9 protein-coding genes are annotated in these 12418 nt (G+C 68.4%); 3 read left to right on the forward strand and 6 right to left on the reverse strand.

Annotation, left to right across the window (positions count from 1 at the left end; translation table 11 throughout):
* Positions 1-8 precede the first annotated feature (8 nt).
* Positions 9-2936, reverse strand: coding sequence for an ATP-binding protein (locus tag ACGFIM_RS01005; protein WP_393192550.1), 2928 nt, complete (start codon positions 2934-2936; stop codon positions 9-11).
* 573 nt (positions 2937-3509) lie between these two features.
* On the opposite strand from ACGFIM_RS01005, the gene ACGFIM_RS01010 reads away from it, so the two are divergent.
* On the forward strand, positions 3510-3740 hold the full coding sequence (locus tag ACGFIM_RS01010; protein WP_393192553.1) for a YdeI family protein: 231 nt from the start codon (positions 3510-3512) through the stop codon (positions 3738-3740).
* On the opposite strand, the gene ACGFIM_RS01015 is transcribed toward ACGFIM_RS01010, so the two are convergent.
* Entirely contained in the window at positions 3685-4659 is a 975-nt protein-coding gene (locus ACGFIM_RS01015; RefSeq protein WP_393192556.1) for a hypothetical protein, read from the reverse strand. The two genes, ACGFIM_RS01010 and ACGFIM_RS01015, sit on opposite strands and share 56 nt — an antisense overlap.
* A gap of 1000 nt (positions 4660-5659) precedes the next feature.
* Here ACGFIM_RS01015 and ACGFIM_RS01020 point away from each other — a divergent pair.
* Positions 5660-6325 (forward strand): class I SAM-dependent methyltransferase, encoded by a 666-nt coding sequence (locus ACGFIM_RS01020; RefSeq protein ID WP_393192559.1) that lies wholly within the window; start codon positions 5660-5662, stop codon positions 6323-6325.
* Here ACGFIM_RS01020 and ACGFIM_RS01025 read toward each other — a convergent pair.
* A complete protein-coding gene (locus ACGFIM_RS01025; RefSeq protein ID WP_393192562.1) occupies positions 6308-6655 on the reverse strand; it encodes an ATP-binding protein in 348 nt (115 codons plus the stop codon). The genes ACGFIM_RS01020 and ACGFIM_RS01025 overlap by 18 nt on opposite strands.
* 300 nt (positions 6656-6955) lie before the next feature.
* Here ACGFIM_RS01025 and ACGFIM_RS01030 point away from each other — a divergent pair, with 300 nt between their 5' ends.
* Positions 6956-7213, forward strand: a complete 258-nt coding sequence (locus ACGFIM_RS01030; protein WP_393192565.1) for a hypothetical protein — start codon at positions 6956-6958, stop codon at positions 7211-7213.
* A gap of 822 nt (positions 7214-8035) precedes the next feature.
* Here the strand turns inward: ACGFIM_RS01030 and ACGFIM_RS01035 are convergent.
* The 3 genes from ACGFIM_RS01035 to ACGFIM_RS01045 are packed head-to-tail and all read right to left on the reverse strand — an operon-like array spanning position 8036 to position 12416.
* On the reverse strand, positions 8036-10279 hold the full coding sequence (locus ACGFIM_RS01035) for a TIGR03986 family CRISPR-associated RAMP protein (RefSeq protein ID WP_393192568.1): 2244 nt from the start codon (positions 10277-10279) through the stop codon (positions 8036-8038).
* Entirely contained in the window at positions 10279-10839 is a 561-nt protein-coding gene (gene csx19, locus ACGFIM_RS01040) for a CRISPR-associated protein Csx19 (RefSeq protein WP_393192571.1), read from the reverse strand. Before csx19 ends, ACGFIM_RS01035 begins: the two co-directional genes overlap by 1 nt.
* A complete protein-coding gene (locus ACGFIM_RS01045; RefSeq protein ID WP_393192574.1) occupies positions 10836-12416 on the reverse strand; it encodes an RAMP superfamily CRISPR-associated protein in 1581 nt (526 codons plus the stop codon). The genes csx19 and ACGFIM_RS01045 overlap by 4 nt, the downstream gene beginning before the upstream one ends.
* Positions 12417-12418 lie beyond the last annotated feature (2 nt).

The following is a 12418-nucleotide window of genomic DNA, read 5'->3' on the forward strand; positions in this document are numbered from 1 at the left end:
AAGGCGATTTATGTCGGTGTCTCGTCCAGCAGCCCGGCGGTCGCCGCCGCGGTGACCAGGGCGGTGCGCGTGGCGGCCGACAGTTTGCGCATGGCCGCGCTGAGATGCCGCTCCACCGTACGCGGCGACAGGCTCAGGCTCTCCGCGATGCGCTTGTTGGTCCATCCGAGCGCCACCAGGCGGACGATCTCCACCTCACGCGGGGACAGGCGGTCGCCGTACCCTCTGCGCCCGCCGCGCCACGGCCTGGCCACCTCGACCCCTTGCCCGCGCAGCAGGTGAGCGACCCGGTCGGAGTCCCAGCGCGCGCCCAGCGCGGCCAGGCCTCGCTGACACTCCTCCAGCACCGTCAGCGCCCGCTCGTGCTCGCCGGCGTCGAGCAGGCATCGGCCCTGGCGCTCGGTGGCGAGCAGCGCATCGTACGGGCGGGGCAGCGCCGCCCACATCGCCGCGGCCCGCCCGAACAGGCCCGCCGCCTCCCGCGGGTCGGCGGCGACCATGGCCTGGCAGGTCACGACCGCCGCGGCGGCGGCCGGAGCGTCACGTCCCGCCATCCCGGCGGCGAAGGCCGCCGTCAGCTCGGCCCGCTCCCGCGTCCGCCCGGCGGCCAGCAGCACGTCCAGGTGAACCGGCAGCAGCTCCGTGGCCCACAGCCACACGTCCTTGCGGGCGATCATCTCCAGCATCGGCCCGGTGATCTGCACCGCGGCCTCCGGCTCGCCGCGCGCGAGCAGGATCCTGGCCAGCGCCGCGTCGGGGAAGATGAACGGATCCGCGTGCCCGCGCACCAGGCTGGCGTCGAGAACCTCGCGCAGCCGCTGCTCGGCCCGCTGCGGCACACCGCGTGCCAGGTCGAGAAAGCCGAGGATCATCCGGGCCTCCAGGCGGGTCGCCGAGCTGGCCTCCTCCGAGCCGGCCAGCTCGGCCGCCACGTCGTCCAGGCCGTCCCAGTGTCCGGCGTGCCAGGCCAGGTGCGCCCGCGCCAGCCTCAGCGCGTCCTCGACCCGGCGATAGCCCGCCCGTTCCACCAGCGCCGCAGCCGAGTCGAGATAGGCGCGGGCGTCGTCCTGCCGGCCCCACAACGTACAGAACTGACCGACCATCAGCCGGCCCCGGGCGATCTCCTGACGCTCCAGGCGGCTGTCCCCGTCGGCGGGCATGGCGCGCGCCACGCGCCAGCCGTCCTCCTCACCGAGGCACAGCAGCGCCGCGGCCTGATTGGCCAGGAACTCGGCCCGCTCGACCGGCAGGCGGACCAGCGGGAAAAGCCGCTCCGCCCGGCCGGCCCACTCCAGGTGGCGGGCGCGCGGCCAGGCACGGATCATCGGGTTGGCCAGCAGCAGCATGGCCTGGACGGCGAGGTCGGGCCGGCCCTCCAGATCCGGCATGGCGGCCTCCAGGCCCGCCATCGCCGCCTCGAACTCGCCGAGGTGGAAGCGGAGTCGCCCCAGCCGCAGCCCGAGCTCCCCCCTGGCCTCGGCCGGCAGCCCGGGATGCGCGAGCGTCTCCTCCAGCGCGGCGCGCACCCGCTCACCCAGCCCCAGCAGCGGCTCGGCGGTGACGGAGACGGCCGCGCCGAGCCGCCTGGCCAGACGGACCAGCCGCTCCACCGGGTGGTCGGCGGCGGTCAGCAGGTCCAGCATCATGGCGACCGTCATGTGGCCGTCGCCCGCCTCCATGGCGAGCTCGGCCGCCGCCTCGGCGTGACGGCACCACTTCTCGACGTCGCCGGACTCCCGGAAGTGGCGGCACAGCCGTACGAGGGGAGGATGCTCGCCCTCGCTCAGGGCCAGGGCCGCGCGGTGGTGCAGGCGACGGCGCGACGGGATCGGGATCGCCTCGGCGACCGCGCGCGAGGCCAGGACGTGGTTGAACCCGAACTCACCCCGCCCGGACTCGCGCAGCAGGCCGGAGGCGAGCGCGACGGCCAGGCCGTCGTGGACGGCGGCCTCGTCGAGACCCGCGACCGCCCCGATGAGCGCCTCACCGGCCGGCGCCTCCAGCACGGCGGCGGCCTCCAGCACGGCGCGGGTGGCCGGGTCGAGCCGGGTCACCCGTTCCAGGACGGAGTCGCGCACCGTGGGCGGCACCCGCAGCTCTTCGGTGATCCGGCGGCGCCAGCCGGTCTCGGACCGGAAGATGTCACGCCGGGCGCGCAGCAGGCGTACGGTCTCCACCAGCGCGAGCGGAATGCCGCCGGTGTGCTCGTGCAGGAACGCCGCGAAGCGGTCGGACACGTCGGAGGTCGCGAACATCGACTTCACCAGGGCGCCGGTCTGCGGCACGTCCAGCGGCTCCAGCGCGATGCGTTCCCAGGCCATGTTCCTGGGCGGGCGCGAGGTCAGGCGCAGCAGCGGCGAGCCCGCGGCGACGTCGAGCGGCCGGTAGGTGACCACGATCGAGCGCGCGGCGCCGCGCGAGGTGGTGAGCGTGAGCAGCCAGTCGAGCGTGGCCGTGTCCGCCCAGTGCGCGTCCTCGACCACCAGCACGTCCACGCCGAGCGCGTCGATCAGCTCGCCGAGCGCGCGGAAGAGCCGGTGACGGGTCTCCTGCGCATCGGGCAGCGCCTCCAGCGCCGGCGGCAGCCACGCCGCCCACTCCGGGAACAGCGTGCGCAGCGCCCCGGCGAGCGGGCTCAGCGCCAGCCCGTCCAGGCGGCCGTCGAAGGCCCGCAGCCCGTCCACCACCGCGCCGAGCGGGAACGGCTCCCGCAGCGGCGGGCATGCGGCCATCAGCACGGTACGGCCACGTAAGGCGGGATCGGCCAGGCACTCGTCCAGCAGGCGGGACTTGCCGATGCCGGCCTCGCCCTCGACGAGCACGAGGGCGTTCTGGGACACCGCGGCGACCATCGCGGCCATGGCGTCGTCGCGGCCGATGAGCGCCGGCGGGAGCGCGTCTGAGGGCGACCCGCGCCGAACGTGAATATCTTTCATCCGTTGTTGGGCTGTATATCACGTCCGAACCGACAAAGAGCGGCCGCCTCCCCGGGAGAACGACCCCTCCAGGATGCCGGCATTGATCGGGCCAGGGCCGGCCACGTCAACGCGGATGCGGTTGGGCAGAAGTTCCCGGGCCAGGCCGCGGATCATGACCACTGCCCCGGCGGCCGCCGCGCCGCACCTGACCTGCCCGCCGCCGAGACGGCATCCCCAGCGACCCGCCCGCCATCGCCACGCCCGAATGGTCGGGGGACGCCACCGGCATCCGACGCCCGCCGGGAGCGGTGACCACGAAGCAGCTCCTGCGTGCTCGCGCCGCGCGATCAGCAGCCTGGTCGAGCGCTGCGTGGGCAAGCTCAAGCAAGCGCGCCGTGGCCGCCCGCGCTGGCAGCAGGCCAACTGCCTAGCAGGTGTCACCATCGCCTCACTCATGCTCGGCCTCCGCAACACCGAGATGTCAGACGCCCTCGGGACGCTTCAGGTTCGCCCGGAACGGCACTTGCACAGCCGACGGCCTGGGTTGGCGCAGGTCGAGGAGGCGAAGGCGGATGGTCGCTGGGAGGCGGCGTGTGCTTCGCAGAAGACTGCTACGGCCCTGAAGACTTGCAAGCGGCGCTCGACGCCGACCCGGTCACCGATGAGTTCTTCGCCACGCTCGACAGCAAGAACCGTTATGCGATCCTCTACCGCATAGGCGATGCCAAGAAGCCCGAGACGCGGGCGGCGCGCATCGACAAGTACGTCACCATGCTGCGAGAGCGGAAGAAGATCTATCCCGGAGCCGGTCTGGAGCCATGACGAGCTTCACTGCAAATCGCCGGCCGACGGCTCGCGCGTCACTTGGTCGGCTGGTACGTGTCCACGTCAGACGGCTACAGGCGGTGGCATAGCCGTTCGGCTTATCGTGTCGCTTACTCGGATTCGCCGGTATTCCAAGTGGACAGTGAGAACTCCACGGTCGGGATGTCATCGAAGATGCCGGAGTTGTAGGTGATTTTGTGATGGTGGCGCGGGCTAGGCGGTTGTTGGGTGTGACGGCGCAGATGGCGGAGCCTTCGATGAAGCCGATGTCGGCGGGCTTTGCGTCTTTGTTGATGCCGAGGTTGCCGATGGAGGCGGAGGAGGCGGCGGCTGCGCATTGTTCGGGGGTGGCGTTCTTGCCGTTCCTGAGGAGGCCGATGGAGGCGGTTTGCGCGGCGCGTAGTTCGGCGGTACGGCAGGTGACGTAGTACCTGTCCGCTGCTTCCCGTTGAGCAGTGGTCAGTTCATCTTCGTCGATGACTCTGGTGGTGATGGGGCTATCGCCGCTTGGGCTGCCATCGAAATCGATGGCAATGTGCGGGTTGCAGCTGCTGCCGTCGTGGTGCGCGGTGCGGATCGTGAACGGATCTCCCGATGCTCCTCGACATACCCGGCTGTGGCCGGGGGAGGGCTCGTCGAGTCGGGCGCAGCGGGGCTGAGCGGCGTCGGCGGCGTGCGCGCCGGAGCGCTCGCGGTCGGGGTCGCGCTCGGTGGCCCGGAGGATGAAGTGAGAGTGCCCGACAAGGTTGGACAGGGCTGTGAAGATGACGCTCGCGATGCCGCAGATCCACGAGGCGATCTCAAGGAGGTTCTTCTTCGGCTGATTCGGTCCACGCTGGCGCGGTAAATGCCGCAAAATGCGGACAGTTATGAAGGTTATGGCAGCGACGGCGGCAATGGTGAACAGCGGGTCCATTACGGCTTTCTGGAGAACGTTCCCTGGGTAAGCGGCGGGCGGCATGATACCGGGATTCGCTGGTCGGGCGAAACTCGGGGCGAAATTCGGGGTGATAGGTCCAGTAATTCTGGATTATTCCGGCTCTGGTGGCACGCCGAACTTTACGGGACTGTCTCCAATGTCGGCTCCTATGGCGAGGCCGAGCCCGTACACAGGCCCCGCGTCGAGTAGGGCATGGGAATGACCGGCAAGACGATCGTCGTCGGTCCGCTCCGGGAGCGCCTGCGTACGGAACGCCTACTCCACATCATCAAGCGCAAACGGGAGAGCGGGACAGCTCTTCCTCGAGCCGATTCTGCTCGACTTGAAGGTATTCGGCCGGCTTCTCCAGCTGGTGCCGCGCGTCGTCGGGGTACGGCAGGGAAGGCCGGCGCGGCGGGGAAGCCGGGGTACTCGCTGCGAGGCGTGGGGATCATCTCGCGTAACCAGCGCCGGGCCGTCGCCGGCTCTTCCGGGGTCGGCTCGTCGGCGGTGTAGCGCGGGCCCGGGCCGTCGGGCCATTGCGCGGCCCGCGACGGATCGATGACTGCGGCGGCCGCGATCAGCGGCAGGATGAGCGACCCCGCCCAGGACCTCGCGAATGCCGTGAACGTGCGCGCGCAGTTGCCCGGCTGCGATGGCACTCGGCGCGGAACCACTCACGAACCATGGTGGTGGCCGGCTCGATGTCGCCGACGATGGACGCGTCGACGCCGTCCTTGAGTAGCGAGCACGTGTCTCCGAAGAAGACAAAGCAGACCGCCCGAACGGCCATGCCCCCTCGATCCGCGCCCTTCTACAGGCTCGTCGCCCCGTACCCCTGCGCGACGAACAGCTCACGAGCCGCCTCGGCGACCTTTCCACGGGCCCGGCGTGAGCACCCGGCTCGCTTGTCCAGCCCGCTTGACTCCATCCATGGTCAGAGTATAACTCTAGAGTGTGCCACTAGAGTTCAACTCTAGACTCCTTGGAGGAGACGATGGACCAGCCCAACGCCACCCAGAAACCGGACCCGGGCCTGACCTCAACACAGCGAGCCGAGGAGGAATCCGTCTACCGCGCACTGAAGCGCTACTACCGCACCGGCAGACCACCGTGGGACAGCGGCGTCACACCGCCCGAGCTGGTCGCCCTGGTGGAGGGGCCCGGCGCGCTGCCGCCCGGCCGTGCCCTGGAACTCGGCAGCGGCACGGGAACCAACGCCACCTACCTCGCACGCCACGGCTGGGAGGTGACGGCCGTCGACCTGATCGACCTGGCCGTCGACCAGGCCAGGCAGAAAGCCGCGGCGGCGGGAGTGGCAGTACGACTGCTGCACGGAGACGCCACCCGCCTCGACGAGCTGGACGTACCGGGCCCCTTCGACCTGTTCTTCGACCTGAGCTGCTACTGCGGGATCCCGCTGCACCGCCGCGACGCCTACGCCGCCGGACTCACCCACCGCGCTCGCCCCGGAGCACTACTGCTGATGTTCGGCTACGGCCCTGAGCCGCCCGGCAACCCGCCCCCCGAGGTCGCCTCGTGGGCGGAGGGCGTCACAGCCGACGAGCTCCGCGCCAGATTCCCCGGCTGGGAACTCCTCGACGTCACACCAGGCACCAACCCGGTGCCGACCTTCTGGTTCACGCTACGCCGAAGCGCCTAGGAAGCATCGCCGGCCATCGATGATGGGACCGCCGAAGGTAAGGCAGTCGACGATGGCCGCGCAGAGACGCGGGCTGGCGAAGGTCTTGGCCCAGCCGCTGGAGGCGATGGCCATGCTGTTGTTCTCCGCGCGTTCGGTCAGGACCTGAAACAGCAGCTCGGCACCGCTTCGGTTTCGCTCCAGGTATCCAAGTCCGTCGAAGCAGGGCAGGCCAACGCGGCTGTAGCGGGCGATGGTCTTGTGGATCTGCTTGTCGTCCGTCGAAGTCGACTCACGCAGCGTCCCTCGCCGGAGGACGGCGGCGGCACAGGACTGGTCGCAGTGGGCCACCGACGGAGACGGCCGCCGGTCGGGCGGCGGTTGGGCCGCCGCCGCTCGGTGAGCGAGGTCACCGTCACGGCCTCGGTCGGCACCTCCGGCTCAGGGCGCCGGCCTCGCCGGAGTCGGCGGCCTAGCCGGTCTTGCGGGCCTCCAGCGCGACCGCGTCGGAGGTGCGCGCGCCGGCCTGCACCCTGAATACGACAGCCGCAGGCCGAACAGATAACAGGTCGCCTGCTGCCCGCGGATCCGGGTCGTGACGTCACCCGAAGTCGGCCGCGGCTTCGGCGCCGGGCTGTGGAGGCCCGGAAGATGAACACCTCGACCGGCCCCCACGAGGATCGGCGGCCGCCGCTCGGCGACATAGCGCCACACGAACCCGGAGGACACCGGCGCGTCAGACTCGTCGAGGAACCGGTCGAAGATCCGCTGGGTGTGACGCCCTGCATGGGCGGCGCGTTCAGCTCGGCCCGCAGCATCGCGTCAATCACCAGCATGAACGGATGCAGTAGCGACGCCCAAGGCCCCATCTTCTCGCGCGGCTTCGGCTACGCCGACTCCAGCGCCTAGCGGACTGTCGGGTCCGAGACACCGTGCATGCGCATCACCGCGCCGGATCGACAGCCCATCCCGCCCGTCATGGCGGGTGGCCGCGTACAGCTCGATCTCAGAATGCCCTGCCATCAAGCCATTTCAAGGGTTGTGGCACAGCAGACACTCCCACCTCAGGCCCGATGTGTTGCCTGTACTCATCGATAAGCGTTGCCGCTAGACGCCTTCGAACCGGTTGCGTCCACGGGAGTGGGTGTCGTCGGTGCAGTGACCGCGAGCAGCGCGTGCGTTGGCTGGTGACGAGGTATCTTGAGTGTGTCTGGCGGACGAAATGATCAGCGTTCTGACCTGCGGCTCTGCACTACCGCCGGACTGCTGCAAACGGGCTCGGTTCTCACGGTTCCTCGTAGTGGCTGACCTGCGGCTTTACCTTGGGGTCACTCATCACCCTGGAGGGATCGCAACAACACAACTTGTCCTAGGGGAGTGGTGTGCGGGGTGTCACTCATCACCCTGGAGGGATTCCAACTCGTTCCGTAAGTAACCGACCGGGTCGATGGGACAGGCATTCATCACCTGGATCGCAGACTCGTTACCGCCGGCACGGTCGTGCGTCAGCATCAGGACGCTCGCTACCCGACTTCAGGGCAGAGAGGTGAACGGGATGCTGCGGTCGAATGGCTCCAGCGGCATTCCTGTGACGCGGATAGAGGCGTTGATCACGACGGTCGGTCGGCATGTGCTCAGTCCACTGGCTTGCCGGATGGCGCTGGCGCTTCGCATCCAAGCCTGCGTGGCGGCATGGATGCATCGCGAGACCACTCGCTGCCAATTCGTTCGTTAGCCTCGCCCTCTATTGCGCTGGCCGCCAGGCGGGGTACGCCTGGGAGACCTGCGCTGCCCCTGTTGGTTCATCGGAACTTCCCGGTAGAGCACGAGGTCTTGGCCGTCGCCGTTCACAGGAGGCAGGGAGCGCCCGTGGCCCGGCACTACCTCACTGCCTTTCGTTCCCCGCTTTGTCCTTGTGTTCTCGTTCGCGGTGAACCATTCGTAAGACCGGCCGCGCGGGTCTGGCGGCATCGGCTTGGAGGAGTTGGCCACCATGCCCAACGGGCGGACCCGGGGATAGTGGACGGGAAGGTCGGGGCGCCCAGCGGTTGAGGTCAGGAACATGCCCAATATTTTTTCGAGCGGCGTACCTTGCGTCGTGGTCTCGAATTCCTTGCGCGCCATGGCCATAACCTCTGAAGCATCTGGCGCAGGTGGCTCGGCGGTCAGACTGCGGTAGTAGGTCGCCCAATCTTCGTTGGCGCGCAGCGTCGTCTCCGACGGCTCCCAGCTCAGGCGAACGCTGCCGAACCCGAGCGGCTTTCCCAGACCGAGGCGGTGGAAGTGGCCCTCGGGGAGGCTGAGCAGCCAAGCCAGGGCGCCGAGCTCGAAGAGGCTGACATCGCGTACGTCGAGCGAGAAGGTGAACTCGGTGCCGGGATTCACCCACCCCTCTATGGAGCGGTTTTGGCTGTCGCGCTGCTCTTCGTCGGTCGTGGCGAAGTGCAAATCCTTCGTGAGGACAGGGTCTTTATCGGTCTCTTCCGGGGCCCGGGGGCGGCGGAACTCGCGATATCCGACGCCGATCCGCTCCTGAGTAGGATCGGTAGATGAACGCGGCTCACTCCAATAAGTGGCATTACCGGCGGTCGTGGCGTGGTGCCAGTACACTTTACGGCCTCGCAGCCGGCTTCTCCCGGATAGATAGAGGGCGGTCTTGGCGACTCTATTGCGTGGCGGGTTCTCCAGCTTTTCGCCGCCATCCTCTATTGCAAAGTAGAAGCGACCCTGGCTCGGCTTGGGATTGCCGAGGATGGCCAGAGGAAGGCCGTCTCCGCTGAATTTCGTCGTGTGGGGCTTCTCGCTCTCCTCGCACTGGACCGGTCCGACGCGCAGCCGGCCTCGGTAACCCGCCGGACGGGTGTTGGAACCTTTGGGCGCGACCCAGCCGAACAGGCGATCGGCGGGGGAGAGGCTGTTGATATCCGGCGCGGGGTGCAGGCTCTCCGGAAGCATCTCAAACGGCGTCAGCAAGGTGATGTCGCGAGGGATGGCCACAGGGTAAAGACCCTCGACAGTCTCATCCAGCATATAGGCATAGCACAGAGTGCCTTCTTCGAGGCGGGCGCGTTCGGGATCCTTCAGGTGCGCGCTCCACTCAAGCGGTTTGTTTGTGTCGCTGACGGTGTTGAAGCCTTCCAGCTCTTTCTCGGTGTGCGCTGCCCGGTAGTTGCACATGAGCATGTCCCACCGCTCGCGGAGTTCCTGCGTGACCTCCCGGAACGTGTTCGTGGGAATGAAGACGCGCTCGTGCTTCTTTTTTCCGATGTTCTCCCCGCTGACGAACACGTAGCCGCGTGTCCAGTCTGCTCCAGATGGTGGTGGGCCCTTGACGATCTTGTTCACAGTCGGTTGACGACCACTGGCGCGGATCCAGACCTCGTCGCCGTGTTGCGGCAGACTTCCATCGGGGTACCTGACCTGCTTTTTGTCGTAGCGCGGCAGGCGTACAGCATCGCAGAATTGGACCCGGAGGCCGTTCCCACCGTCGCTGATGATCCTGACCGGTCTCATGTGTTGCGCGTCACTCACGATGCGCCGCCATCCGAGCGGTTTCTTCCACTCGTCCAACACTCCGAACCGGGAGTTCGTGATGATCTCGTACGCCGAGCGCAGCATGCCCTTGACGGACGTGGCGGGCAGGTGCGGTGATCCGTTGCGGAGCAGCATCGGGTAGCGGAGGTGGCCGTCCTTCCCGGTCGGTGCGGGGAAGGCCCTGGCCGCGTCGAGCAACAGCAGCGGCGTCTCCACCCTGAGCCGGACCTTGATCGAACCGGTCCAGCCGCCCTCGTGGAGCCGGTCGTGGCCGTGGGGGAGGGCGTCGCCGAGCGGTTCCGGCCATCCGTCGCGCCGAGGAGTGGGCATGAAGGTATAGGGATTGAGGAAACGTGCTCCCTCGTCAGGCTCCACCTTGCGCTTGTCCTGATTCTTCTTACCTGAGGGAGCTTTCCCCGTACGGTTCCTGCTGGTGTTCATCAGGTGGCGGTCTCCGGGGTGGCGAGGTCGAAGCGGAGCAGGCGTTCTTCGGCTACGTAGGCGTTGCCGTGGTCAGGGTCTTGGGCGATGTACTCACGCGTCACGATGCGTGCGTGCTGTTCTGCGGGGATCTGCGCCGGGATGTCGATGGTGCCGATGCGCTCGGCGGACAGGGTCGTCCAGCCATCGATCGAACCCGCCGAACGGCCCCACAGCAGGTACGACCCTGGACGGGGGCGAGTGGCTTCGATGTCCGGAAGGCGTTCGCCGGCGTCGTCCGGCAGCAGGGCGGTGTCCTCGGTGAGGAGGACGCCGGTGCCCCTGCCGTCGGCGATGTTGACCCACCGCAGCTCGGCACGCTCGTCGAAGCAGCGGGCTTCGAAGACGTCCCGCAGGCGGACGGTTCCCTTGCGCGTCTCCAGACCGCCGGAGGCACCCACGAGAGCGACCTGGTACGCATGCGGGGCCGACAGCAAGGCGACACTGCCGGGAGCGGCATATCGCAGAAGCTCCTGGAGACTGATGTCGTTCCAGGAGACGGCGTGCAAGACGACGCTCACACCTTCACCTCCTTCAGATAGTGCCGCCACTGCCGGTCGAGGGACGCGATGTGCTCGCTCTGCAGTGCCTCGTCCAGGGGCGTGCCGCCGGGCCAGTGATGTCCGCTGACCGTGATCGACTCGACGTCGATGTCTCCGAAACCTCGTGTGATCATGCCGCCGAGGGCGATCCTCCCGCCCTGAAGATCACGCAGGACGAGTAGTAGCAGCGCCAGGCAGATGCCGCGATAGTCACCGAGGCGAGTGAGGTCCACGCTGAGACGAAGGGGTTCCCATTCGACGCCGTGCGGTTCCAGCACGCTGTAGAGGCGCTCATCTGCGGCGCCGCCGGTCCAGCGGTCGATGGCGGCATGGTCGGCTTGGTCCATTCCCGCCTCGGCGAGTCGTTTCCGCTCTTCGGAGGGGAGCGAGGGCCGCTTGGCGGAGGGGAGAGAAGGCTCGCCGCTCTCCGTGGGCCCGTCGGCCAGGATCTCCCACACGTCGGCGGGGATCTTGGTGGTGGTGACGCATTCATGTGCGGTCAGCGCACCACGTCCCCAGGCGAAGCCATCCCCTGCGGGGCTCCTGTTCGCGGTGCCGAAGAGAGCCTTGATGGCGGGAAGCTGGTCGAGCTGGGCGCGGAAGTTGACGCTGTACGCCTGCGCCGGCATCTCGCCAGACGGGCGATCGGGAGCGCACTTTCCCCGCGCGGTACGTTCGATGAACTCTGCATGGCTTCGCAGCGCACCCTTGAGAGCCCTTCCCGGCAGGTTGAGAACGTACGAACCGTCCTCGTACTTGCTGGACAAGGGGAGAGTGCCGATGACAGGGGCCTCGCCGGTCGCCCTGACCATCACCGGCGCGAGCGGCCTCCAGCGAATCTCCACCAGCAGCACATCGCGCCGCGCGGGGAGACCGGCGCCACCGGTGCTATCAAGATCCGCTCCAGAGGTCTCCCCGCGGAGCAGCGCGAGCAGCCCCTGCGGTGTGGTGAGGTCCTGCTCGTAGATCGTCTCGCCCACCAGCCGCACCACGCCGAGCCCTCCGCTCGTGGAAGCGCCGAGTGCGATCTGGCCGGCGGCCAAGGCTCCTCGTAGATCTCTCAGCCGGGTTCGATCACACTCGATCTGGTCGCCGGTGGACTCCACGTCGAGCTCCAGCCGCAGGTAGCTGCCGGCCGGGATGACCGTACGGGAGTGGAAGATCTCCGGCGCTGCGGCGCCGGTGAAACGGTCGATGCCGACGCCTTCGCGGGACGGCAGGGCGAGCGGGTCGATCAGATCGACCGGCATCCCATCGGCGTCGAGCGCCATCGAGGTGGTGATGAGCGCGTCATGGACCACCACGCGGCTGGCCTGCCCCTCATCGGACTCCCCATCCGGGACGAACCCCCACAGGTCTTCGAGTGCCTTGGGGCGGGTGTCCACGCCGCGCATCCAGGCACGCAGCGCTCCGGCCAGGCTCGTACCGGGAACATAGGGCCGGTCACGCCCGTCGACGGCCACCGGCAACGCCTCGGCGGGATCCAGCGCGATGCCACCGACGTGCAGCGGCGTCCGTACCTGCAGCCATCCGCGCAGCCGGAGCCGAACGTTCATCG

This window comes from Nonomuraea sp. NPDC049309 (assembly GCF_043196965.1).
Taxonomy (GTDB): Bacteria; Actinomycetota; Actinomycetes; order Streptosporangiales; family Streptosporangiaceae; genus Nonomuraea; species Nonomuraea fastidiosa.